The sequence below is a fragment of the Pseudomonas lopnurensis genome, assembly GCF_015070855.1.
GTDB classification, from domain to species: Bacteria; Pseudomonadota; Gammaproteobacteria; order Pseudomonadales; family Pseudomonadaceae; genus Stutzerimonas; species Stutzerimonas lopnurensis.
The window spans coordinates 195,396-218,226 of record NZ_JADDIX010000077.1 but is presented as its reverse complement, the minus strand read 5'-3'; the positions used below and the strand labels follow the sequence as shown (position 1 = coordinate 218,226).

At 65.6% G+C, this 22,831-nt stretch carries 22 protein-coding genes and 1 other RNA gene; 19 read left to right on the top strand and 4 right to left on the bottom strand.

The genetic code is table 11. The annotated features are described in order from the left end of the window. Positions 1-18: 18 nt before the first annotated feature. From petA to IN820_RS16140, 5 genes are all read left to right on the top strand, one after another. Positions 19-612, top strand: coding sequence for a ubiquinol-cytochrome c reductase iron-sulfur subunit (gene petA, locus IN820_RS16160; protein WP_193681941.1), 594 nt, complete (start codon positions 19-21; stop codon positions 610-612). Next, complete coding sequence (locus IN820_RS16155; protein WP_193681940.1) at positions 612-1,823, top strand: cytochrome b; 1,212 nt, start codon at positions 612-614, stop codon at positions 1,821-1,823. Before petA ends, IN820_RS16155 begins: the two co-directional genes overlap by 1 nt. Then, positions 1,823-2,602, top strand: coding sequence for a cytochrome c1 (locus IN820_RS16150; protein WP_193681939.1), 780 nt, complete (start codon positions 1,823-1,825; stop codon positions 2,600-2,602). The genes IN820_RS16155 and IN820_RS16150 overlap by 1 nt, the downstream gene beginning before the upstream one ends. Positions 2,603-2,689: 87 nt before the next feature. Beyond that, positions 2,690-3,307 (top strand): glutathione S-transferase N-terminal domain-containing protein, encoded by a 618-nt coding sequence (locus tag IN820_RS16145; RefSeq protein ID WP_108241542.1) that lies wholly within the window; start codon positions 2,690-2,692, stop codon positions 3,305-3,307. A gap of 15 nt (positions 3,308-3,322) precedes the next feature. Beyond that, positions 3,323-3,721: a ClpXP protease specificity-enhancing factor gene (locus IN820_RS16140; RefSeq protein WP_193681938.1), complete on the top strand. Its 399-nt coding sequence runs from the start codon at positions 3,323-3,325 to the stop codon at positions 3,719-3,721. A gap of 108 nt (positions 3,722-3,829) precedes the next feature. On the opposite strand, the gene IN820_RS16135 is transcribed toward IN820_RS16140, so the two are convergent. From IN820_RS16135 to IN820_RS16120, 4 genes are all read right to left on the bottom strand, one after another. Then, on the bottom strand, positions 3,830-4,408 hold the full coding sequence (locus IN820_RS16135) for a BON domain-containing protein (RefSeq protein ID WP_193681937.1): 579 nt from the start codon (positions 4,406-4,408) through the stop codon (positions 3,830-3,832). Continuing rightward, entirely contained in the window at positions 4,405-4,998 is a 594-nt protein-coding gene (locus IN820_RS16130) for a phosphoheptose isomerase (protein WP_193681936.1), read from the bottom strand. Before IN820_RS16130 ends, IN820_RS16135 begins: the two co-directional genes overlap by 4 nt. 79 nt (positions 4,999-5,077) lie before the next feature. Next, entirely contained in the window at positions 5,078-5,440 is a 363-nt protein-coding gene (locus IN820_RS16125) for a YraN family protein (RefSeq protein ID WP_193681935.1), read from the bottom strand. Next, positions 5,437-7,251 carry a penicillin-binding protein activator gene (locus tag IN820_RS16120; RefSeq protein WP_376779336.1) on the bottom strand — a complete coding sequence of 605 codons (1,815 nt, stop codon included), beginning with the start codon at positions 7,249-7,251 and terminating at the stop codon, positions 5,437-5,439. Before IN820_RS16120 ends, IN820_RS16125 begins: the two co-directional genes overlap by 4 nt. Positions 7,252-7,341: 90 nt before the next feature. On the opposite strand from IN820_RS16120, the gene rsmI reads away from it, so the two are divergent. The 14 genes from rsmI to IN820_RS16050 all read left to right on the top strand — a co-directional run bounded on the left by rsmI (position 7,342) and on the right by IN820_RS16050 (position 22,829). Beyond that, complete coding sequence (gene rsmI / locus IN820_RS16115) at positions 7,342-8,238, top strand: 16S rRNA (cytidine(1402)-2'-O)-methyltransferase (protein WP_193681934.1); 897 nt, start codon at positions 7,342-7,344, stop codon at positions 8,236-8,238. Positions 8,239-8,556: 318 nt separating this feature from the next. Next, positions 8,557-8,916: RNase P RNA component class A (rnpB, locus tag IN820_RS16110), an RNA gene on the top strand. Between the two features lie 295 nt (positions 8,917-9,211). Next, positions 9,212-9,667 carry a division/cell wall cluster transcriptional repressor MraZ gene (gene mraZ, locus IN820_RS16105; protein ID WP_193681933.1) on the top strand — a complete coding sequence of 152 codons (456 nt, stop codon included), beginning with the start codon at positions 9,212-9,214 and terminating at the stop codon, positions 9,665-9,667. After that, on the top strand, positions 9,664-10,611 hold the full coding sequence (gene rsmH / locus IN820_RS16100; protein ID WP_193681932.1) for a 16S rRNA (cytosine(1402)-N(4))-methyltransferase RsmH: 948 nt from the start codon (positions 9,664-9,666) through the stop codon (positions 10,609-10,611). Before mraZ ends, rsmH begins: the two co-directional genes overlap by 4 nt. Positions 10,612-10,628: 17 nt before the next feature. Next, the gene (ftsL, locus tag IN820_RS16095) at positions 10,629-10,898 is read left to right on the top strand and encodes a cell division protein FtsL (RefSeq protein ID WP_207793675.1); all 270 of its coding nucleotides are present in this window, start codon (positions 10,629-10,631) and stop codon (positions 10,896-10,898) included. Further along, on the top strand, positions 10,895-12,622 hold the full coding sequence (locus IN820_RS16090; RefSeq protein WP_193681930.1) for a peptidoglycan D,D-transpeptidase FtsI family protein: 1,728 nt from the start codon (positions 10,895-10,897) through the stop codon (positions 12,620-12,622). The genes ftsL and IN820_RS16090 overlap by 4 nt, the downstream gene beginning before the upstream one ends. After that, entirely contained in the window at positions 12,622-14,085 is a 1,464-nt protein-coding gene (locus tag IN820_RS16085; protein WP_193681929.1) for a UDP-N-acetylmuramoyl-L-alanyl-D-glutamate--2,6-diaminopimelate ligase, read from the top strand. The genes IN820_RS16090 and IN820_RS16085 overlap by 1 nt, the downstream gene beginning before the upstream one ends. After that, positions 14,078-15,454: a UDP-N-acetylmuramoyl-tripeptide--D-alanyl-D-alanine ligase gene (locus IN820_RS16080; RefSeq protein WP_193681928.1), complete on the top strand. Its 1,377-nt coding sequence runs from the start codon at positions 14,078-14,080 to the stop codon at positions 15,452-15,454. Before IN820_RS16085 ends, IN820_RS16080 begins: the two co-directional genes overlap by 8 nt. Next, a complete protein-coding gene (mraY, locus tag IN820_RS16075) occupies positions 15,454-16,536 on the top strand; it encodes a phospho-N-acetylmuramoyl-pentapeptide-transferase (RefSeq protein WP_193681927.1) in 1,083 nt (360 codons plus the stop codon). The genes IN820_RS16080 and mraY overlap by 1 nt, the downstream gene beginning before the upstream one ends. Before the next feature lie 6 nt (positions 16,537-16,542). Continuing rightward, positions 16,543-17,886, top strand: a complete 1,344-nt coding sequence (gene murD / locus IN820_RS16070; RefSeq protein WP_193681926.1) for a UDP-N-acetylmuramoyl-L-alanine--D-glutamate ligase — start codon at positions 16,543-16,545, stop codon at positions 17,884-17,886. Further along, entirely contained in the window at positions 17,886-19,109 is a 1,224-nt protein-coding gene (gene ftsW, locus IN820_RS16065) for a putative lipid II flippase FtsW (protein WP_193681925.1), read from the top strand. Before murD ends, ftsW begins: the two co-directional genes overlap by 1 nt. Positions 19,110-19,361: 252 nt before the next feature. Continuing rightward, positions 19,362-20,435 (top strand): undecaprenyldiphospho-muramoylpentapeptide beta-N-acetylglucosaminyltransferase, encoded by a 1,074-nt coding sequence (gene murG, locus IN820_RS16060; protein WP_193681924.1) that lies wholly within the window; start codon positions 19,362-19,364, stop codon positions 20,433-20,435. Next, positions 20,428-21,888, top strand: coding sequence for a UDP-N-acetylmuramate--L-alanine ligase (murC, locus tag IN820_RS16055; RefSeq protein ID WP_193681923.1), 1,461 nt, complete (start codon positions 20,428-20,430; stop codon positions 21,886-21,888). Before murG ends, murC begins: the two co-directional genes overlap by 8 nt. Continuing rightward, positions 21,885-22,829, top strand: coding sequence for a D-alanine--D-alanine ligase (locus IN820_RS16050; RefSeq protein WP_193681922.1), 945 nt, complete (start codon positions 21,885-21,887; stop codon positions 22,827-22,829). Before murC ends, IN820_RS16050 begins: the two co-directional genes overlap by 4 nt. The last annotated feature ends 2 nt before the right edge of the window (positions 22,830-22,831 follow it).

Sequence of the window (22,831 nt, the reverse complement as noted above, 5' to 3'; positions counted from 1 at the left end):
TGATGGGAGACGACTTGAATGAGCAATGACGGCGTGAATGCTGGCCGGCGTCGCTTCCTTGTAGCCGCCACTTCGGTGGTGGGTGCTGCAGGAGCGGTGGGTGCCGCGGTCCCGTTCGTGGGATCGTGGTTCCCGAGTGCCAAGGCCAAGGCTGCCGGTGCACCGGTGAGGGTAAATATCAGCAAGATCGAGCCGGGACAGCAGATGGTCGCCGAATGGCGCGGTCAGCCGGTGTTTATCGTGCGTCGTACCGAGGAGATTCTCGCGAATCTGGAGAAGGTCGCTGCGCAGGTGGCTGATCCGGAGTCCAAATCCTCGGACCAGCCGGCGTATGTCGACCCGAAGAACCGGTCGATCAAGCCCGAGCTCCTCGTGCTCGTCGGTCTCTGTACTCACCTGGGTTGCGCCCCGTCCTTCCGTCCCGAAGTGGCTGCGGCCGATCTCGGCGCCGATTGGATGGGTGGCTATTTCTGCCCATGCCACGGTTCCAAATACGATATGGCTGGTCGCGTCTTCAAGGCGCAGCCCGCTCCCTTGAACCTGCCGGTGCCCCCGCACTCGTACGAGACCGATAATGTCATCATCATCGGTGTGGACCAGGAGAACGCCTGATGAGCAAGTTCATGGAATGGGTCGACGCCCGCTTCCCCGCTACCAAGATGTGGGAAGACCATCTTTCCAAGTATTACGCCCCTAAGAACTTCAACGTTCTCTATTTCTTCGGCTCGCTGGCGCTGCTGGTGCTGGTCAACCAGATCCTCACCGGTATCTGGCTGACCATGAGCTTCGAGCCCTCCGCCGAAGGGGCCTTCGCGTCCGTCGAATACATCATGCGCGACGTGGAGTACGGCTGGATCATCCGCTATCTGCACTCCACCGGTGCTTCGGCGTTCTTCGTCGTGGTCTATCTGCACATGTTCCGCGGTCTGCTCTACGGCTCCTATCAGAAGCCTCGCGAGCTGGTGTGGATCTTCGGCATGATGATCTATCTGGCGCTGATGGCCGAAGCCTTCATGGGCTACCTGCTGCCGTGGGGCCAGATGTCCTATTGGGGTGCGCAGGTGATCATTTCGCTGTTCGGCGCCATTCCGGTCATCGGTGACGACCTGACCCAGTGGATTCGTGGCGACTACCTGATTTCCGGCATCACCCTCAACCGCTTCTTCGCGCTGCATGTCATCGCCCTGCCGATCGTCATTCTCGGTCTGGTGGTGCTGCACATCCTGGCCCTGCACGAAGTCGGTTCGAACAACCCGCTGGGCGTCGACATCAAGAAGACCAAGGACGAGGCCGGTGTGCCGCTCGACGGCATCCCGTTCCACCCGTACTACACCGTCAAAGACATCGTCGGCGTGGTGGTGTTCCTGTTCGTGTTCTGCGCGATCGTATTCTTCTTCCCCGAGATGGGCGGTTACTTCCTCGAGAAGCCGAACTTCGAAGTGGCGAACGCCTTCAAGACGCCGGAACACATTGCGCCGGTGTGGTACTTCACCCCCTTCTACGCAATCCTGCGTGCGGTGCCGGATAAGTTGCTCGGCGTGATCGCCATGGGCGCGGCCATCGCGGTGCTGTTCGTTCTGCCCTGGCTCGACCGTAGTCCGGTCAAGTCCATGAAGTACAAGGGCTGGATGAGCAAGATCGCGCTGCTGGCGTTCTGCATCTCCTTCATCATTCTCGGCGTGCTGGGCGTACTTTCTCCGACGCCCGAGCGCACTCTGGTATCGCGGATCTGTACTGCTATCTACTTCGGATACTTCATCCTGATGCCGTTCTACACCAAGCTCGAGAAGACCAAAGTGGTTCCGCAAAGGGTGGATGGCTGATGAAAAAGCAATTTGCTGCATTGATTCTTGCAATTGTGCCGGTCTTCTCCTTCGCGGCCGGCCCCGCGGTTCATCTGGACAAGGTCGACATCGACCTGACCGACAAGGTAGCCATGCAGGACGGTCTGAAGACCTTCGCCAACTACTGCATGGGTTGTCACAGCGCCCAGTATCAGCGTTACGAAAGGGTGGCTACCGACCTCGGCATTTCGGAAGAAGTCATGATGGACAACATCGTCTTCACCGATGCCAAGTACGGCGATCACATGAAGAGCGGCATGAAGCCCGAGGACGCCAAGACCTGGTTCGGCGCAGCGCCGCCGGATCTGACCCTGGTCGCGCGCGTGCGTGGCAACGATTGGCTGTATTCGTACATGCGCAGCTTCTATGAGGACCCGGCGCGTCCCTATGGCGTCAACAACACGGTATTCCCGAACGTGGGCATGCCGCACGTGCTGGCTCCGCTGCAGGGTCGTCGGGTCGTCGGTTGCAAGCAGGTGCAGGTGGTCGAGAATGGCCGCAAGCAGTTCGATCCGCTGACCGGCACGCCGATTACCCAGGAAGCCTGTGACCAGATGGTCATCGAGCCCGGCACCGGTGAGCTGAGCGAAGCCGAGTACGACGAGAAGATCAAGAATCTGGTGACCTTCCTGGCTTATTCGGCCAACCCGGTCAAGCTGGAAAGCCAGCGCATCGGCACCTACGTGTTGCTGTTCCTGGCGGTATTCTTCGTGTTCGCCTACCTGCTCAAGCGCGAGTATTGGAAAGACGTTCACTAAGCGCTTCGTCATTCAAGCTGTACCTTGCGCGCGCCCCATGGGCGCGCGTGTTTTTTCTGCCTCCGGATAAAGAGTGAGGAAGGACCTATGGCTGCAACCAACCGGTTGGCCTGCTATTCCGATCCCGCCGATCACTATTCCCACCGTGTCCGTCTCGTGCTCGCGGAGAAGGGCGTCAGTGTCGAGGTCATCGATGTCGAGGCCGGGCAGTGCCCGGTCAAGCTGGCTGAGGTTAATCCATATGCCAGCGTGCCAACGCTGGTGGACCGCGACCTTGCGTTGTACGAGCCGAGCGTGATTCTGGAGTATCTGGAAGAGCGCTACCCGCATCCCCCGCTGTTGCCGGTCTACCCGGTGGCGCGTGCCAATACGCGGCTGCTGGTGCACCGCATCCAGCGTGACTGGTGTTCGCTGGCCGATCGCATGCTCGATCAGCGCACCGCCGAACCGCACCGCGCGCAGGCGCGCAAGGAGCTGCGGGAAAGCCTGACCGGTGTGTCGCCGATATTTGCGGAGAAGCCCTATTTCATGAGCGATGAGATAAGTCTCGTCGACTGCTGCCTGTTGCCTATCCTCTGGCGTTTGCCCAGACTCGGTATCGAGTTGCCGCGAGCGGCCAAGCCGTTGCTCGATTACATGGAGCGCAACTTCGCCCGCGAGGCCTTCCAGGCCAGTCTTTCCGCCGTCGAGCGCAACATGCGCTAAGTCGAGGACGTCATCATGAATTCAAGCCGCCCTTATCTGGTAAGAGCGCTCTACGAGTGGATCGTCGATAACGATTGCACGCCGCACCTGCTGGTCAATGCCGAGTATCCGGGGGTTCAGGTGCCGGCCGGATTCGCCAGCGACGGCCAGATCGTGCTTAACGTGGCACCCAGCGCCGTGCGCCATCTGCACATGGATAACGAGGCGATCAGCTTCGAGGGGCGTTTCGGCGGCATCGCCCATTCGCTCAACGTGCCTTCGGCCGCGGTCATGGCGATCTATGCCAGGGAAAACGGCCAGGGCATGGTCTTCGAGATCGAGCCGACCCCGCCGGATGACGATGCGCCGACCGATGGCGGCGAGGATGGCGCTCCGCGCCCGGGCGGTCGCCCGAGCCTGAAGGTCGTCAAGTAGCGGTTAGCTACAGGCTACAGGCTACAAGCTACGGCGGCGGCTAGCCGTCACGACGACGGGCGCCAATGGCGCCCGTTCTTGCTTGCGGCTTGCAGCTTGCCGCTGCCGTCAGTCGATATATTCGAACAGCTTGACGATCCGCTGCACGCCGGAAACGCCCTGCACCAGGCTGGTGGCGCGGTTGCCTTCCTGGCGGGTCACCAGGCCGAGAAGATAGACGATGCCGTTCTCGGTGATGACCTTGATGCGCGAGCCGGGCACGCTGGCGTCCGTCAGCATCTGGGTCTTGATCTTGGTGGTGAGCCAGGAGTCATTGCTGCGCGCCAGGGCGGAAGAGGGTTGCAGGATTTGCAGTTCATTGTGCACGCGCTTGACCCGCTGCACCGAGCTCGCGGCCTGTTCGGCCAGTTCCTTGAGTTCCGCGCGGGGCGTCTGCCCGGCGAGCAGCACGACGCCGTTGTAGCTGGCCACGACAACGTGCGAGGCCTTGTCGAGGTCGGGGTGGGCCTTGGCGATGTTCACCGAGGCCTTGGTCTCGATCAGCGAGTCGTCGATCTTGCTGCCGATGGTGCGGGTGCCGCGGTCGTCGGCGATCGGCGCGTCGCGGGTTGCGGTCAGCACGGAGCTGCAGCCGCTGGCGGCCAGGCAGAGCCCGAGGGCGATCGTGGACAGGCGGAACGCTTTCATTCCTCGCTCCCGAACAGTTGGTTGTCGATCAGGTCGCACAGGCAGTGTATGGCCAGCAGGTGGACTTCCTGGATGCGGGCCGTGACTTTGGCCGGCACGCGGATCTCGATGTCTTCGGGAAGCAGCAGCGAGGCCATGCCGCCACCGTCGCGCCCGGTCAGGGCTACGACCAGCATCTCCCGGTCATGTGCAGCCTGGATGGCCTGGATGACGTTGGCGGAGTTGCCGCTGGTCGAGATGGCCAGCAGCACGTCGCCAGGCTGGCCCAGCGCACGGATCTGCTTGGAGAAGACTTCGTTGTAGCTGTAGTCGTTGGCGATCGAGGTGAGGGTCGAGCTGTCGGTGGTCAGGGCGATTGCCGGCAGGCTGGGACGCTCGCGTTCGAAGCGGTTGAGCAGCTCGGACGAGAAATGCTGGGCATCGCCGGCCGAGCCGCCGTTGCCGCAGGTGAGAATCTTGCCTTCGCTCAGCAGGGCGTTGACCATCGCCTGTCCGGCTTGCTCGATGCTCGGGGCCAGGACTTCCATGGCCTGCTGCTTGGTCTCGATGCTGGCCTGGAAAAGCTGGCGGATACGGGTTTGCATGTCCATCGGTGATTGACCTTCAAGGTGGCGGGCGTGCGTCTCGCTAGGGCTGGGCATCGTGCCGCGATTGCCGGGGTGGGATCGCTCAGCTATCGAAGGCGTTGCGGATCCAGTTCAGGTTCTGGGGCTGTCCGGTCGCGGCGATGGCGACGACATCGAAGCGGCAGGGACTGCTGGCCCAGCGGCTTTCCTTCTGCAGGAACAGCTGGGCAGCCCTGATCAGCTTCTGCCGCTTGCGCGCGTCGACGCTTTCCAGTGCGCCACCCCAGGCGGCGTGGCGCCTGTAGCGGACCTCGACGAATACTACTGTATCGCCGTCGAGCATGACCAGATCAAGCTCGCCGCTGCGGCAGGACCAGTTGCGCTCGAGCAGCCGCAGACCCTGTCGCACGAGATGGTCCAGGGCCTGCGCTTCGGCAGAGCGTCCGCTGCTCTGGCTATCGCTCATGGGATCGGGGTGTCCGACAGTCGCTCGACCTCGCCACCTCGGAATTCGGCCCATGGCAGCTGGCGTTCGATGCGTTGCTGGGGATTCAGGCTGAGGATCCCGGAGAGGCCCTCCAGCTGCGTGCCCGGCAATGCCAGCAACTGGTTCAGGCGCGGGGCCAACAGGTAGGCATCGGCGCCCATGGCATACAGCCGACCCAGGCTGCCGCCAGCCTGCGGCCACTTGCGCTCGACCTCCTGGCGCAGCGGTAACTGGCTGTCGAGCAGCCACGGGGTTTCGGCGAAGCGGATGCCTTCGAGATCCAGGTACTGCGTCCGGTCGTGGTTGGCCGCATGCAGGTGCGAGGTCGCATACACCGGCAGGTCGCCGGCATACTGGAAGATCAGCGTGGGCCTGACCTGCTGTGCCTGTTGCGGCGTGGCGGCGAGGAATATGAAGTCCACATCCTGGCGGCGCGAGGGTTGCGAGGCGGTGGCGGTGTCGATGGTGCTGCTCAGCTGTTGTGCTCGGCTTTCGCTGTTGCGCAGTTGCAGCAGGTCGGCGATCTGGTTGGCCAGCTCGACCGGCTCGGCCAGCGGTTCGGCGGCGACGAGGGTGCCGCCGGTCTCCTGCCAGCTCTGGCGGAACGCCTCGAGAATCCTCGCGCCCCAGTCACCGCGTGGGGCCAGTGCGATGGCCCGGCGATGACCGTCGGCCCAGGCGCGGCGGGCCACTTCGCGGGCTTCGTCCTCGGCGGCGAGGCCGAACTGGAAGAGTTGCGGGGGCGTCTGCTGGCCGGCATCGCTGTAATTCAGCGCCAGGGTGGTGATCGGCAACTGCTCGCGTTCGCCGAGCTGGCGCACGAGATCCTTTTCCAGCGGGCCGACGATCAGTTGCACGCCGGCGGCCTCGGCCTGGCGGTAGAAATCGTCGATGGAGCTCAGGCGGGCGCTGTCATAGAGTTCGATCCGCAGCTCCTGGCCGGCGCTCTGCCGGGTTTGCAGGTGGGCGGCGAGGAAGCCGTCGCGCAGCGCGCGGGCGACGTTGGCCAGCGGGCCTTCCATTGGCAGCAGCAGGGCGATGTGCGTCAGCGGCTGGTCGGCGAGCTCGCGAAGCTTCAGCAGTGGCTCGGGGAGTTGTTGCGCGGCGGGATGCTGCGGGTTCTGCGCGATCCAGTCGTCGATGGCGCGCTGCTGCTGGGCAACGGTGCCGGCCTGCTTGAGCGAGGCGGCGAGCGCCTGCCAGCCGGCCAGATCCGGTTCGGTGGCGCCGTGCAACTGTTCCGCCGGGAGGGCGGAGATGAGCTTCCAGATGGCTTCGTGATTATCCCTGGCCTGCTGGCCGCTCAGCAGCGGTGCGGTGAATACCCGTTCGCGCGCGGCGGCGAGCGGCTGGTTGGTGGCCTCGAATACCTGCGCCCGGATCAGTTGGGTGCGAATCTGCTGCTCCACCGGAAGCTCGCCGAGGCGCTCGAATGCGGGATGCTGCAGGGCCTGTTCGGCCTTGCGCGGTTGCTCGGCGGCGAGTGCGAGTTCGGCCTGTAGGGTGAGGGCAAAAATCTGTTGTGCCGGCTTCAGGGCGTCGAGCTGAATCTGTTCGAGAATGCTGCGGGCCTGTGCCGGATTGCTCTGCCGCATGCTCTGGTCGGCTGCGGCCAGGCGCAGTTGCGCCGCCTGTTCCGGGTCGCTGCTATCGGCCTGCTGCAGCAGTTGCTGCGTGGTCGCCTGCGGGGTGCGTGGCAGTTCGCCCAGCGTAGAGGAGGGCGAGCTGGCGCAAGCCGAGAGCATGGCGGCTAGGCAGATGAGGAGAAGCGGGCGTAGGCGGGCCATCATGTAATCGTTCCTGAAAGCACTGGCGAGTGTGCACGGATTGTACCCAAGCCCCGGGGGCGCCGCGATGTTGCGGCGGCGAATCGGGCTACAATGCGCATTTCCGTGAGTGAGGTAAGCCCTGTGACTGCCAGTGGTGTTGCGAATTCCGGCGCGGGTACGCTTTATGTGGTCGCCACACCCATCGGCAATCTGGAGGACATCAGTGCCCGCGCCCTGCGGGTATTGCGGGAGGTGGCGCTGATCGCGGCGGAGGATACCCGTCATTCCTCCCGGCTGCTGGCGCACTTCGGTATCCAGACGCCCTTGGCCGCCTGTCATGAGCACAATGAGCGCGACGAGGGAGGACGCTTCCTCGGGCGCTTGCAGGCCGGTGACGATGTCGCGCTGATCTCCGATGCCGGTACACCGCTGATTTCCGACCCCGGCTACCATTTGGTTCGCCAGGCGCGGGCGGCAGGTATCCGGGTGGTGCCGGTGCCAGGTGCTTGCGCCTTGATCGCGGCGCTGTCGGCGGCGGGACTGCCGTCGGATCGTTTCATCTTCGAGGGTTTCCTGCCGGCCAGGGCCGCCGGGCGTCGTGCGCGTCTCGAACAACTGAAGGTCGAGCCGCGCACCCTCATATTCTACGAGGCGCCGCACCGCATCCTGGAATGTCTGGGCGATCTCGAGGCGGTGTTCGGTGGCGATCGCGCGGCGGTGCTGGGGCGCGAACTGACCAAGACCTTCGAAACCTTGCAAGGGCTGCCGCTGACCGAGCTGCGTGCCTGGGTCGAGGCCGACGCCAATCAGCAGCGCGGCGAGTGCGTGCTGCTGGTCGGTGGTTGGCAGGCCCCGCAGGGTGAAGAGGCGGTGAGCGCCGAGGCGCTGCGGGTGCTCGATCTGCTGCTGGCGGAGATGCCGCTCAAGCGCGCGGCCGCACTGGCTGCCGAGATTACCGGGGTGCGCAAGAACCTGCTGTACCAGGCGGCGTTGGAGAGGCGGGGATAAAGCAGCTTGAAGCCATAAGCTTGAAGCTGGAAGAAAAAAGCTTGGCCGGTGTGAGCCGCTGGCTCGCACGCTGACTTCCAGCTTCCAGCTTCCAGCTTCCAGCTTCCAGCTTCCTGCTTCCAGCGCGTAGGTTGGGTTGAGCTGCGAAGCAGCGAAGCCCAACGTCATTTCGAAGCCAGGATGGAGTCGTTGTCTGTCTGCTTGCTCGTTGGGCTACATCGGGCCCTTTGCCATGGCCGCAGTGGCGCCGGCCGGGGACCGGCTTTTTCTTGCCGCTTGTGGCTTGTCGCTTGCAGCTTTGTTACCCTTTGCCGCCGGAGAGTCGATCGGACAGTCGCTGTCTCTTTTTGTTTCGGCAAGAAGGGAGGGAGGAAAGTCCGGGCTCCATAGGGCAAAGTGCCAGGTAACGCCTGGGAGGCGTGAGCCTACGGAAAGTGCCACAGAAAATAACCGCCTAAGCGCTTCGGCGCCGGTAAGGGTGAAAAGGTGCGGTAAGAGCGCACCGCACGGCTGGTAACAGTCCGTGGCTAGGCAAACCCCACTTGGAGCAAGACCAAATAGGGATCCATTGGCGTGGCCCGCGCTGGATCCGGGTAGGTTGCTAGAGGCAGTCAGTGATGGCTGTCGTAGAGGAATGGCTGTCCTCGACAGAACCCGGCTTACAGATCGACTCTCCGACTTTTTCTTCCCTTCCGTTTCGCCCGTTTTTAATTCCGAAAGATTCTTATGCTTAACAAACTACATTAGCTTTGTTAGGTAACTATTTGTATCTCCTCTGTATCGCCTTCCGTTCTTCACCTTCTTTAGCCATCTCTTCCTCCCAGGCTCTCTAAATTGGCGCTCCGTAAGGCTTTTCCCGACGGGCTCGCCTTGACGGTGAGGCGGGTGCGTTTCTATAGTGCGCAAGTGGTGAGAAGTGGCATGAAGTGGGTAAATATGGGCATGGATAGCTAATTTCAGGGGAAGCGCAGCCGTGTTTCGCGGAGCCAACGCCATCAGTCTCGACGCCAAAGGCCGGCTAGCCATGCCCAGCCGGTATCGCGACGAGCTGAATTCGCGTGGTGGTGGCCAGTTGATCATCACGATCGATGCCGTGGATCGTTGCTTGTGCATCTATCCCTTGCCCGAGTGGGAATTGATCGAGGCGAAGCTGCGCGACTTGCCTTCGCTACGTGAGGAGGCCCGCCGCCTGCAGCGCCTGCTGATCGGCAATGCAGTGGATCTGGAGATGGATGGCAGCGGCCGTGTGCTGGTGCCGCCACGCCTGCGCGAGCACGCCCGGCTCGACAAGCGCGCGATGCTGGTGGGGCAGCTCAACAAGTTTCAACTGTGGAACGAGGACGACTGGAACGCGATATCCGACGCGGACCTGGCGGCCATCAAGCAACCCGGCGGTCTGCCGGAAGAACTACGTGACCTTATCCTGTGAACCAGATCAGCAGCCTGCGACATATCACCGTGTTGCTCGACGAAGCCGTCGCGGCGCTGGCCGTACGCCCGGACGGCCGCTATCTGGATGGCACCTTCGGGCGCGGTGGGCACAGCCGGTTGCTGCTGCAGCGGCTCGGGCCTGATGGCCATTTGCTGGGGTTCGACAAGGACCCGTTAGCCATCGCTACGGGGCAAGCACTGGCGGCCGAGGACGGCCGCTTTGTCGTTGTGCAGAGAAGCTTTGCCGAGCTCGGCGAGGAAGTGGCGCAACGTGGCTGGACCGGTACGTTGAGCGGCGTTCTGCTCGATCTGGGGGTTTCCTCGCCGCAGTTGGATGACCCGGAGCGCGGCTTCAGCTTCCTCAACGACGGCCCGCTGGACATGCGCATGGACCCCAGCCGGGGCGTCAGTGCCGCCGACTGGATCGCCCAGGCCGATGAGGACGAGATCGCCCGGGTATTCAAGGAGTACGGCGAGGAGCGCTTCGCCAAGCGCATGGCGCGCGCCGTGGTGCAGCGCCGTGCGGAACGACCCTTCGAGCGCACCGCGGACCTGGCCAAGGTGCTGACCGACGCCAACCCGGCCTGGGAAAAGGGCAAGAACCCCGCAACCCGTGCATTCCAGGGGCTGCGCATCCATGTCAACAACGAACTGGGCGACCTGGAAAAGGGCCTCGACGCGGCGCTGGAGGCGCTCGAAGTCGGTGGACGTCTGGTGGTCATCAGCTTCCATTCGCTGGAAGACCGTATCGTCAAGCAATTCATGCGTCGGCACGCCAAGGGCGAAGCGGACAAGTTGCCGCGCGACCTGCCGATCATTCCCAAGGCTTTCGAGCCCCGTCTGAAGTTGCTCGGCAAGCCGCAATACGCGTCCGAGGCCGAGGTGAAAGCCAATCCACGGTCACGCAGCGCGGTCATGCGCGTGGCGGAGAAGCTGCGGTGAGCCGCGTGCTGCGTTCCATGCCCCGCGGCAGCCTGCTGATGCTCGTGCTGTTCATCAGCGTCCTGCTGTCGGCGATCGCCGTGGCCTACAGCGCACACTGGAACCGCCAGTTGCTCAACGAGCTCTATGGCGAGCTGAGCGTGCGCGACAAGGCCCAGGCCGAATGGGGACGGCTGATTCTCGAGCAGAGCACCTGGACGGCCCACAGTCGCATCGAGACCCTAGCGGCCGAGCAACTGCGCATGCATATCCCGGCGGCCGCCGACGTCCGGTTGGTGAAGCCATGAGGCTCCAGGGCGCGCTCTATCCCTGGCGTTTTCGCATCGTGCTGGCGCTGCTGGCATTGCTCGTGGCTGCGATCGTCTGGCGCATCGTCGATCTGCAGGTCATGGACCAGGGGTTCCTCAAGGGGCAGGGCGATGCACGCAGCGTTCGCCATATTCCGATTCCTGCGCACCGCGGTCTGATCACCGATCGCAACGGCGAGCCGCTCGCCGTGAGCACCCCGGTCACCACGCTGTGGGGCAATCCCAGGGAGCTGCAGGCCGCACGGGGCCGCTGGCCGGAACTGGCCAGGGCGCTGGGCCAGGATGCGGGCACCCTGTCCGAGCGCCTTCAGCAGCAGGCGTCGCGCGAATTCCTCTATCTGGTGCGCGGGCTGACCCCGGAGCAAGGGCAGAGCGTACTCGACCTGAAGATTCCCGGTGTCTACGCCCAGGAAGAGTTCCGCCGCTTCTATCCGGCGGGTGAAGTCGCCGCCCACGTGGTGGGCTTCACCGACATCGATGATCGCGGTCGTGAGGGCATGGAACTGGCCTATGACGAGTGGCTCGCCGGCATTCCCGGCAAGCGCCAGGTCCTCAAGGATCGCCGTGGCCGCCTGATCAAGGATGTACAGGTGGTGCAGAACGCCAAGGCAGGCAAGGCCATGGCGCTGTCGATCGACCTGCGCCTGCAGTACCTCGCGCACAGCGAGTTGCGCAACGTGGTGCAGGAATATGGCGCCAAGGCGGCGAGCCTGGTGATGATCGATGTCAAGACCGGCGAGATCCTGGCCATGGCCAACCAGCCGACCTACAACCCCAACAATCGCCGCAACCTGCAGCCGGCCGCCATGCGTAACCGCGCCATGATCGACGTGTTCGAACCGGGCTCGACGGTCAAGCCGTTCAGCATCGCCGCGGCGCTGGGCACCGGCAAGTACCAGCCCGATTCGGTGGTCAATACCCTGCCGGGCTGGATGCGTATCGGCCGCTATACCATCCGCGACGTCTCGCGCGGCGGCATGCTGTCGCTGACCGGCATCCTGATGAAATCGAGTAACGTCGGCATCAGCAAGATCGCCCTGGATATCGGCGCCGAACCGGTCTACGCGGTGATGCAGCAGGCCGGCTTCGGCCAGGATACCGGGCTCGGCTTCCCCGGCGAGCGGGTCGGCAACCTGCCCAATCATCGCAAGTGGCGCGATGCCGAAACCGCGTCGCTGGCCTACGGCTACGGCCTCTCGGTGACGGCGGTGCAACTGGCGCATGCCTATGCGGTGCTGGGCAACGGGGGCGTCAACGTACCGCTGTCGCTGCTGCGGCTGGATCGGACCCAGGACGGTGTGCAGGTCATCGACAAGCAGATTTCCGGCACCGTGCTGCAGATGCTGCGGGCCGTCGTCGAAGAAGACGGCGGCGGCGGTGCCCGCGCCAAGGTGCCGGGCTATCACGTCGGCGGCAAGAGCGGCACGGCGAAGAAGATTTCCGGTACCGGTGGCTATACCAAGGATGCCTACCGCTCCTTCTTCGCCGGTGTCGCGCCGCTGTCCAACCCGCGGATCGCCGCCGTGGTGGTGGTGGACGAACCCAGCAAGGGCCAGTACTACGGCGGCCTCGTGGCCGCGCCGGTATTCGGCAAGGTCATGGCGCGCGCGCTGCGGCTGATGAATGTCGCCCCGGACAACCTGCCGCCGCCGGTGGAGCTGCAGACGGCCGAAGCGGCGAAGGGCAAGGGAGGGCGCAGCTGATGCCGATGCCATTGAACCATCTGTTGCCGCAGGCCGGCAGCGACGTACTGATTCGCGAACTGACCCTCGACAGCCGCAAGGTGCGTGGCGGCGATCTGTTCCTTGCCGTGCCGGGCCTGCAGCTTGACGGCCGCGACCATATCGACGATGCCATCGCCCGGGGCGCCGCGGCGGTGATCTACGAGGCCGAAGGCGCTGGCCAGCTGCATTCGGACAAGGCGGTGATGCTGCCGGTGCGCCAGCTGTCCGGGCAGCTCTCGGCCATTGCCGGGCGCTTCTATGGTGAGCCCAGCCGCAGCCTGCGCCTGGTCGGCGTCACCGGCACCAACGGCAAGACCAGCGTCAGCCAGCTCATCGCCCAGGCGCTGGATCGCCTCGGCGAGCCCTGCGGGATCATCGGCACCCTGGGGACCGGCTTCCATGGGCAACTGGAGCTGGGCCGGCATACCACGCCGGACGCGATCGGCGTGCAGGCGACCCTGGCCAGCCTGAAGCAGCAGGGCGCGCGCGCGGTGGCGATGGAGGTTTCCTCCCACGGCCTGGAGCAGGGCCGCGTCGCGGCGCTGGAATTCGACGTGGCGGTGTTCACCAACCTGTCCCGCGATCATCTGGACTACCACGGCACCATGGAAGCCTACGGCGCGGCCAAGGCGCGCCTGTTCGACGTGCCGGGGCTGAGTTGCCGGGTGATCAACCTCGACGACGGCTTCGGCCGTGCGCTCGCCGGCGAAGCGGCCGAGTCCCGCTTGATCGGCTACAGCCTGGAAGATCCGTCCGCTTATCTCTACTGCGCCGAGGCCCGGCTGGACGACGATGGCATCCATGCCCGATTGATCACGCCGCAGGGCGAGCGCTCGCTGCGCAGCCCGCTGCTGGGGCGCTTCAACGTCAGCAATGTGCTGGCGGCGATTGGCGCGCTGCTCGGCATGGACTACCCGCTGGATGAAATCCTGGCGGTTCTGCCCGAACTCGAAGGGCCGGCCGGGCGCATGCAGCGCCTCGGCGGCGGCGAACGGCCGCTGGTGGTGGTCGATTACGCGCATACCCCCGATGCGCTGGAGAAGGTGCTCACCGCCTTGCGCCCGCATGCGCGGGGCAGGCTGCTCTGCCTGTTCGGCTGTGGTGGCGATCGTGATCGTGGCAAGCGCCCGCTCATGGCCGAAGTGGCCGAGCGGCTGGCCGACGTGGTGTTGGTCACCGACGACAACCCACGCTACGAGGCGCCCGAGCAGATACTCGCGGACATCCGCACGGGGTTCGTCAATCCCGGCTGCGTCACCTTCCAGCACGGTCGCAGCCAGGCGATCACGTCGATCATCGCTGCCAGCCGGGCGGAGGATGTGGTGCTGCTGGCAGGCAAGGGCCACGAGGACTATCAGGAAATTCGTGGCGAACGGCAACCGTTCTCCGATCTGGAAGAGGCCTGCACGGCCCTGGCTACCTGGGAGGCGCCCAATGCTTGAAACCATGAGCCTGAGTCGCCTGCAGGAGCCGTTGTCCGGCCGCCTGGTCGGTGCCGACGCCGGCTTCGCCGCGGTGAGTACCGACAGCCGCACGATCCAGCCGGGCCAGCTGTTCATCGCCCTGAGCGGTCCGCGCTTCGACGGGCATGCCTATCTGGCGGACGTCGCCGCGCGAGGCGCCGTCGCGGCACTGGTCGAGCGCGAAATCGACAATGCGCCGCTGCCTCTGCTGGTGGTGGCCGATACCCGGCTGGCGCTGGGCCGACTGGGCGCCTTGAATCGTGCAGGTTTCAACGGCCCGGTGGCAGCCATTACCGGCTCCAGCGGCAAGACCAGCGTCAAGGAACTGCTGGCCAGCATCCTGCGCGCGGCTCACGGCCAGGACGCGGTGCTGGCCACCCGTGGCAACCTGAACAACGACCTGGGCGCACCCTTGACCCTGTTGGAGCTCGGCCCGCAGCACCGTAGCGCTGTCATCGAACTGGGTGCCTCGCGCCCCGGCGAGATCGCCTACACCGTGAGCCTGGTGCGCCCGGACGTCAGCCTGATCACCAATGCCGGCACCGCCCACGTTGGGGAGTTCGGCGGCCCGCAGAAGATCGTCGAAGCCAAGGGCGAGATTCTCGATGGCCTGGACGCGGCGGGCGTCGCCGTGCTCAATCGCGACGACAAGGCGTATTCGATCTGGGCCGAGCGGGCGGCCGGCAAGCGTATCGTCAGTTTCGGCCTGGAAAGCCCGCTGGCCGATTTCTATCCCGGTTCGATCGCCTACGACCCGCGTGGCTGCCCGAATTTCGTGCTCACCGGCCCGCGTGGGACGGTGCGTGTGCAGCTGAATCTGCTCGGTCGCCACAGCGTTGCCAATGCCCTGGCCGCGGCCGCGGCCGCGCATGCGCTGGGTGTGTCGCGCGAGGCCATCGTCGCGGGCCTGGAAAGCCTGCAGCCGGTCAGGGGCCGTGGCGTGGCGCAGATGCTGGCCAATGGCGTGCGGCTGATCGATGACAGCTACAACGCCAACCCGGCCTCGGTATGTGCGGCGGTGGACGTGCTGGCCGGTTTCGCCGGGCGCACCGTCCTCGTGCTCGGCGACATGGGTGAACTCGGCGAGTGGGCGGAGCAGGGCCACCGCGAGGTGGGCGCCTATGCCGCCGGCAAGGTCGATGCACTCTACGCGGTCGGGCCGCTGATGGCGCATGCGGTCACGGCGTTCGGCGCCGGCGCCCGGCATTTTGCCGACCAGGACAGCCTGATCGAAACCCTGCGCGCCGAACAGGGCAGCGCCACCACCATTCTGATCAAGGGCTCACGCAGCGCGGCGATGGACAAGATCGTCGATGCGCTCGCCGGGCCAACCATGGAGAAACATTGATGCTGCTGCTGATCGCCGAGTATCTGCAACAGTTCCACAAGGGCTTTGCGGTCTTCCAGTACCTGTCCCTGCGTGGAATTCTCGGCGTGCTCACCGCCCTGGTACTTTCGCTGTGGATGGGCCCTTGGCTGATCCGCACGCTGCAGTTGCGCCAGATCGGCCAGGCGGTGCGTACCGACGGGCCGCAGTCGCACCTGTCGAAATCCGGCACGCCGACCATGGGCGGCGCGCTGATTCTCAGCGCCATCGCCATCAGCACGCTGCTCTGGGCCGACCTGTCCAACCGCTATGTCTGGGTGGTGCTGGCCGTCACGCTGTTGTTCGGCGCGATCGGCTGGGTCGACGACTATCGCAAGGTGATCGAGAAGAACTCCCGTGGCCTGCCGAGTCGCTGGAAGTATTTCTGGCAATCGGTGTTCGGCCTCGGTGCGGCGATCTTCCTTTATATGACTGCGCAGACGCCGGTGGAAACCACGCTGATCCTGCCGCTGCTGAAGAACATCGAGATCCCGCTGGGGATCGGTTTCGTCGTGCTGACCTATTTCGTCATCGTCGGTTCGAGCAACGCGGTCAACCTCACCGACGGTCTCGATGGCCTGGCGATCATGCCGACGGTGATGGTCGGCGGCGGCCTCGGCATCTTCTGCTACCTCTCCGGCAACGTGAACTTCGCTGAATACCTGCTCATACCCTATGTTCCGGGCGCAGGCGAGCTGATCGTGTTCTGCGGCGCGCTGATCGGTGCCGGCCTCGGCTTTCTCTGGTTCAACACCTACCCGGCGCAGGTCTTCATGGGCGACGTCGGGGCGCTGGCGCTGGGCGCGGCGCTGGGCACCATCGCGGTGATCGTCCGCCAGGAAGTGGTGCTGTTCATCATGGGCGGCGTGTTCGTGATGGAAACCCTGTCGGTGATGATCCAGGTCGCCTCGTTCAAGCTGACCGGCAAGCGCGTGTTCCGCATGGCGCCGATCCATCACCATTTCGAACTCAAGGGCTGGCCCGAACCCCGGGTGATCGTGCGCTTCTGGATCATTACCGTGATCCTCGTGCTCGTTGGCCTCGCTACCCTGAAACTGAGGTAAACCAGAGTGCTCATCGCTTCCGACCAGTTCCGCATCGTCGTCGGCCTCGGCAAGAGTGGCATGTCCGTGGTTCGCCATCTGGCGCGCCGCGGCCTGCCGTTCGCGGTCGCCGACACCCGCGCGAACCCGCCGGAGCTGGCCACGTTGGAGGCCGAGTATCCCCAGGTGCAGGTGCGTTGCGGCGAACTGGACGTGGAGTTCCTCTGTTCCGCCAGCGAGCTGCTGGTCAGCCCCGGCCTGCCGCTGAGCCTGCCGGCGCTGCAGCAGGCGGCGGCACGCGGGGTCAAGCTGTCCGGCGACGTCGAGCTGTTCGCGCGCGAGGCCAAGGCGCCGATCGTCGCCATCACCGGCTCCAATGCGAAAAGCACCGTCACCACGCTGGTCGGCGAGATGGCCCAGGCGGCCGGCCGCAAGGTCGCGGTCGGCGGCAACCTGGGCACCCCGGCGCTGGACCTGCTGGCCGACGACATCGAGCTTTACGTGCTGGAGCTGTCCAGCTTCCAGCTGGAAACCACCGAGCGGCTCGATGCCGAAGTGGCGACCTGCCTGAACGTCAGTGAAGACCACATGGACCGCTACAGCGGGCTACCGGCGTATCACCAGGCCAAGCACCGGATCTTCCGCGGCGCGCGCCAGGTGGTGATCAACCGTGACGACCGCCTCAGCCGGCCGCTGGTCGGCGAGGACGTGCCGACATGGTCCTTCGGCCTGGGCAAGCCCGATTTCAAGGGCTTCGGCCTGTTCGAGGAGAACGGCGAGAAATACTTGGCGTTCCAGTTCGAGGCGCTGATGCCGGTGCGCGAACTGAAGCTGCGTGGCGCACACAACCAGGCCAACGCGCTGGCCGCGCTGGCGCTGGGGCATGCGGTGGGCCTGCCGTTCGCGTCGATGCTGGACACCCTGCGCCGCTTCGCCGGCCTGCCGCATCGCTGCCAATGGGTCGGCCAGCGTGGCGAAGTCAGCTACTACGACGACTCCAAGGCGACCAACGTCGGCGCCGCGCTGGCGGCCATCGAGGGCCTGGGGGCCGATATCGAGGGTAAGCTGGTGCTGATCGCCGGCGGCGACGGCAAGGGTGCCGACTTCTCGGCATTGCACGCGCCCGTTGCGCGTTTCTGCCGTGCCGTGGTGCTGCTCGGCCGCGATGCCGAACGCTTGGAGCAGGCGCTCGCCGGCGCCACGACGCTGCTGCGCGTAGCGACCCTGGACGAGGCGGTGCAGCGCGCCGCCGCCTGCGCCGAGGCGGGCGACGCGGTGCTGCTGTCGCCGGCCTGCGCCAGCCTGGACATGTTCAGGAACTTCGAAGAGCGCGGACGCCTGTTCGCCGCCGCGGTGGAGGCGCTCGACTGATGCTCGCCTTCCTGCGCCATGCCCCTTCGCCGCTGTTCGGCCGCCGCGGTCTTGATCTGGATTTCCCGATGCTGGCCGGCTGCCTGGCGCTGCTCGGCCTGGGCCTGGTGATGATCACCTCGGCGTCCTCCGAGGTCGCCGCGGTGAACGCCGGCAATGCGCTGTATCACATGATCCGCCACCTGGTTTATGTGGCGCTCGGCCTCGGTGCCGCAGCGGTGATGTTGCTGATTCCGCTGTCGGCCTGGCAACGCCTGGACTGGATGCTGCTGCTGGCGGCCTTCGGCCTGTTGATCCTGGTCCTGCTGCCGGGCATCGGCCGCGAGGTCAACGGCTCGATGCGCTGGATCGGTTTCGGCGCCTTCAACATCCAGCCGTCCGAGCTGGCCAAGGTGTTCGTAGTGATCTACCTGGCCGGCTACCTGGTGCGCCGCCAGGAGGAGGTGCGCGAAAGCCTGTGGGGCTTCGCCAAGCCGTTCCTGGTGCTGCTGCCGATGGCCTTCCTGCTGCTGCTGGAGCCCGACTTCGGCGCCACCGTGGTGATGATGGGCGCCGCCGTGGCGATGCTGTTCCTCGGTGGCGTGGGCATGATCCGCTTCAGCCTGCTGGTGGCGGCCGCGGTCGGCGCGGTGGTGATCCTGGTGCAGACCCAGGAATACCGCCTGCAGCGTCTGATCACCTTCACCGATCCCTGGGCGGACCAGTATGGCGCCGGTTATCAGCTGACCCAGGCGCTGATCGCCTTCGGCCGCGGCGAGTGGTTCGGCGTCGGGCTGGGCAACAGCGTGCAGAAGCAGTTCTACCTGCCCGAGGCACACACCGACTTCGTCTTCTCGGTGCTCGCCGAAGAGCTGGGCATGGTCGGCGCGCTGGCGACCATCGCGCTGTTCGCCTTCGTCGGCATTCGCGCGCTCTACATCGGCCTCTGGGCGGAGAAGGCCCGGCAGTTCTTCGCTGCCTACGTCGCCTGGGGCCTGGCGTTCCTCTGGCTCGGCCAGTTCCTGATCAACGTCGGGGTGAATGTCGGCCTGCTGCCGACCAAGGGCCTGACCCTGCCGTTCCTCAGCTATGGCGGCAGCTCGCTGGTGGTGACCTGCGCGAGCATGGCCCTGCTGCTGCGCATCGAATGGGAAAGCCGTACCGTGCTGGGCAGCGAGGATGCCGAGTTCGACGAGGCGGATTTCGCCGAAACGCCGCCGGCCAAGGGGGGTGCCCATGTCTAGGGCGGGGCATTGGCTATTTCCCGAGCTGCGCCGGAGCCTGGTTTCGCGCGGAGCAAGGCGCGAGGAGCGTGGTTTGGTCGCCCAAATGAGCGACGAGCAACGCTGCGCCGGGCGAAACCAGGCCCGGCCCTTCGGGTTGCGCCAGAAATGCGGCCATGCGTTGTTGCCAGTCTTGCCAAGGGGACGCCATTGCCTGCGACTGGCGCCTAGCCTGGCCGCATTTCTGGCGGCAACGCAGCGGGGAAATAGTCAATGACCCGCCCTAACGTGTTGATCATGGCCGGCGGCACCGGCGGCCACGTATTCCCGGCGCTGGCCTGCGCCCGCGAGTTCCAGGCGCGCGGCTATGCGGTGCACTGGCTCGGGACGCCGCGCGGCATCGAGAACGAACTGGTGCCCGCGGCCGGGCTGCCGCTGCACCTGATCCAGGTCAGCGGGCTGCGTGGCAAGGGCCTGGTCTCGCTGATCAAGGCGCCGCTGCAGCTGATCCGCTCGCTGTTCCAGGCGCGCCGCATCATCCGCGAACTGCGCCCGGTCTGCGTGCTCGGCCTGGGCGGCTACGTGACCGGCCCCGGCGGGCTGGCGGCGAAGCTGGCCGGCGTGCCGCTGGTGATTCACGAGCAGAACGCCGTGGCCGGGACCGCCAATCGCAGCCTCGCGCCGCTGTCGCGTCGTGTCTGCGAGGCCTTCCCGAATACCTTCGCGGCGAGCGACAAGCGCCGCACCACCGGCAATCCGGTGCGCGAGGAGCTGTTCCTGGAAACACCGCGCGACTCGCTGGTCGATCGCCGGCCGCGCCTGCTGGTGCTGGGCGGCAGCCTCGGCGCCGAGCCGCTGAACAAGCTGTTGCCTGCCGCGCTGGCGCAGGTGCCGGCGGAACTGCGCCCCGAGGTCTTCCACCAGGCTGGCAAGCAGCACGCCGAGATCACCACGCAGCGTTACGCCGAGGCCGGCGTGGTCGCCGAGGTGGCGCCGTTCATCAAGGACATGGCGCGTGCCTACGCCTGGGCCGATCTGGTGATCTGCCGCGCCGGGGCGCTGACCGTCTGCGAACTGGCCGCCGCCGGGCTGCCGTCGTTCCTGGTGCCGCTGCCGCATGCGATCGACGATCACCAGACCCGCAATGCCGACTATCTGGCGAAGGAGGGCGCCGCCGTCCTTCTGCCGCAAGCCAAGACTGACGCGGCCACGCTCGCCGCGCAGCTGACCGAGGTAATGATGCAGCCGGAAAAACTCAAGGCCATGGGGGCCACCGCGCGCCGGCTGGCCCGGCCCGACGCCACCCGCAGCGTGGTCGATATCTGCCTGGAGGTGGCCAATGGCTAAGTCTCCCGCCGCCGTCAAGGCCGAAGTCCGTCGCATGCGGCGGATCCGTCGCATCCACTTCGTCGGGATCGGCGGGGTCGGCATGTGCGGCATCGCCGAGGTGCTGCTCAACCTCGGCTACGAGGTGTCCGGTTCCGATCTCAAGGAGTCGGCCAGCACCGAACGCCTGCAGAGCTTCGGCGCGCAGATCTTCATTGGTCATCAGGCCGGCAACGTCGCCGGTGCCGACGTGTTGGTGGTGTCCAGCGCGATCAATTCGGCCAATCCGGAAGTCGCGCTGGCGCTGGAACAGCGGATTCCCGTGGTGCCGCGCGCGGAAATGCTCGCCGAGCTGATGCGTTATCGCCATGGCATCGCCGTCGCCGGGACCCACGGCAAGACCACCACCACCAGTTTGCTGGCCTCGGTGTTCGCCGCCGGTGGGCTGGACCCGACCTTCGTCATCGGTGGCCGGCTGACCGCAGCCGGCACCAACGCGCAGCTGGGCAGCAGTCGCTACCTGATCGCCGAGGCCGACGAGAGCGACGCCAGCTTCCTGCACCTGCAGCCGATGGTCGCGGTCGTCACCAACATCGACGCCGATCACATGAGCACCTACGGCGGCGACTTCAACAAGCTGAAGAAGACCTTCGTCGAATTCCTGCACAACCTGCCGTTCTACGGCCTGGCGGTGCTTTGCGTCGACGATCCGGTGGTGCGCGAGATCATCCCGCAGATCGGCCGGCCGACGACCACCTATGGCGTCAGCGAAGATGCCGACGTGCGCGCCATCAACATCCGCCAGCAAGGCATGCGCACCTGGTTCACCGTACTGCGCGATGGCTGCGAGCCGCTGGACGTGTCGGTGAACATGCCCGGCAACCACAACGTGCTCAATGCGCTGGCAACCATCGCCATCGCCACCGACGAGGGCATCGACGACCAGGCCATCGTCCAGGGGCTGGCGGAATTCGCCGGCGTCGGCCGGCGCTTCCAGGTCTATGGCGAGCTGCCGGTCGAGGACGGCAGCGTGATGCTGGTCGACGACTACGGTCACCATCCGCGCGAAGTCGCGGCGGTGATCAAGGCGGTGCGCGGCGGCTGGCCGGAACGCCGGCTGGTGATGGTCTATCAGCCGCACCGTTTCAGCCGTACCCGCGACCTGTACGACGATTTCGTCCAGGTGCTCGGCGAGTCCAACGTGCTGCTGTTGATGGAAGTCTATCCGGCCGGCGAGGAACCGATCCCCGGCGCCGACAGCCGTCAGCTGTGCCACAGCATTCGCCAGCGCGGCCAGCTGGACCCGATTTACGTGGAGCGCGGCGTGGACCTCGCGCCGCTGGTCAAGCCGCTGCTGCGTGCCGGTGACATCCTGCTTTGCCAGGGCGCCGGCGATATCGGCGGGCTGGCCCCGCAACTGCTCAAGAGTCCCCTGTTCGGCGGCGCTGCGAGCGCCGCGAGGAAAAGCAAATGACGGCGCTGCATTCGACCCGTGATCCCAAGGCCTTCGGTCGCGTCGCCGTGCTCTTCGGCGGCAAGAGCGCCGAGCGCGAGGTATCCCTGAAATCGGGCGCGGCGGTGCTTTGCGCGCTGCAGGCAGCGGGCGTCGATGCCTTCGGCATCGATGTCGGCGACGACCTGCTGCAGCGCCTGGGCAGCGAGAAGATCGATCGCGCGTTCATCGTCCTGCATGGTCGCGGTGGCGAGGATGGCAGCATGCAGGGCCTGCTGGAGTGTGCCGGCATTCCCTACACGGGCAGCGGCATCCTCGCCTCGGCCTTGGCCATGGACAAGCTGCGCACCAAACAGGTCTGGCAGAGTCTCGGCCTGCCGACGCCTCGGCATGCGGTGCTGGCCAGTGAAGACGACTGCAAGACCGCGGCCGAGGCACTGGGCTTTCCGCTGATCGTCAAGCCGGCCCATGAAGGCTCGAGCATCGGCATGGCCAAGGTCGAGGGCGTCGCCGAGCTGATCGCCGCCTGGCGCGCGGCCAGCGCCTACGACTCGCAAGTGCTGGTCGAGCAATGGATCCAGGGCCCCGAGTTCACCGTCGCGGTGCTGCGTGGCCAGGTACTGCCGCCGATCGGCCTGGGCACGCCGCACAGCTTCTACGACTACGACGCCAAGTACCTCGCTTCCGATACCCAGTACCGCATCCCGTGCGGCCTCGATGCGGCCAGGGAGCAGGAATTGAAGGCGCTTTCCGCGCGGGCCTGCGAGGCGGTCGGCATCCGTGGCTGGGGCCGGGTCGACGTGATGCAGGACAGCGCGGGCAACTTCTGGCTGCTGGAGGTGAACACTGTGCCGGGCATGACCGACCACAGTCTGGTGCCGATGGCCGCGCGCGCCGCCGGCCTGGATTTCCAGCAACTGGTGCTGAGCATTCTCGATGACAGCCTCGAGGCGGGGAACTGAGC

Coding starts and splice junctions, on each gene's coding strand:
- IN820_RS16130 (WP_193681936.1), bottom strand. CDS start 4,998: ATGGACATGCAAACCCGTATCCGCCAGCTTTTCCAGGCCAGCATCGAG.
- petA (WP_193681941.1), top strand. CDS start 19: ATGAGCAATGACGGCGTGAATGCTGGCCGGCGTCGCTTCCTTGTAGCC.
- IN820_RS16150 (WP_193681939.1), top strand. CDS start 1,823: ATGAAAAAGCAATTTGCTGCATTGATTCTTGCAATTGTGCCGGTCTTC.
- IN820_RS16050 (WP_193681922.1), top strand. CDS start 21,885: ATGACGGCGCTGCATTCGACCCGTGATCCCAAGGCCTTCGGTCGCGTC.
- IN820_RS16085 (WP_193681929.1), top strand. CDS start 12,622: ATGCCGATGCCATTGAACCATCTGTTGCCGCAGGCCGGCAGCGACGTA.
- murC (WP_193681923.1), top strand. CDS start 20,428: ATGGCTAAGTCTCCCGCCGCCGTCAAGGCCGAAGTCCGTCGCATGCGG.
- rsmI (WP_193681934.1), top strand. CDS start 7,342: ATGCGCATTTCCGTGAGTGAGGTAAGCCCTGTGACTGCCAGTGGTGTT.
- IN820_RS16090 (WP_193681930.1), top strand. CDS start 10,895: ATGAGGCTCCAGGGCGCGCTCTATCCCTGGCGTTTTCGCATCGTGCTG.
- IN820_RS16135 (WP_193681937.1), bottom strand. CDS start 4,408: ATGAAAGCGTTCCGCCTGTCCACGATCGCCCTCGGGCTCTGCCTGGCC.
- IN820_RS16080 (WP_193681928.1), top strand. CDS start 14,078: ATGCTTGAAACCATGAGCCTGAGTCGCCTGCAGGAGCCGTTGTCCGGC.
- ftsL (WP_207793675.1), top strand. CDS start 10,629: ATGCCCCGCGGCAGCCTGCTGATGCTCGTGCTGTTCATCAGCGTCCTG.
- IN820_RS16125 (WP_193681935.1), bottom strand. CDS start 5,440: ATGAGCGATAGCCAGAGCAGCGGACGCTCTGCCGAAGCGCAGGCCCTG.
- IN820_RS16120 (WP_376779336.1), bottom strand. CDS start 7,251: ATGATGGCCCGCCTACGCCCGCTTCTCCTCATCTGCCTAGCCGCCATG.
- mraY (WP_193681927.1), top strand. CDS start 15,454: ATGCTGCTGCTGATCGCCGAGTATCTGCAACAGTTCCACAAGGGCTTT.
- murG (WP_193681924.1), top strand. CDS start 19,362: ATGACCCGCCCTAACGTGTTGATCATGGCCGGCGGCACCGGCGGCCAC.
- IN820_RS16155 (WP_193681940.1), top strand. CDS start 612: ATGAGCAAGTTCATGGAATGGGTCGACGCCCGCTTCCCCGCTACCAAG.
- IN820_RS16145 (WP_108241542.1), top strand. CDS start 2,690: ATGGCTGCAACCAACCGGTTGGCCTGCTATTCCGATCCCGCCGATCAC.
- ftsW (WP_193681925.1), top strand. CDS start 17,886: ATGCTCGCCTTCCTGCGCCATGCCCCTTCGCCGCTGTTCGGCCGCCGC.
- IN820_RS16140 (WP_193681938.1), top strand. CDS start 3,323: ATGAATTCAAGCCGCCCTTATCTGGTAAGAGCGCTCTACGAGTGGATC.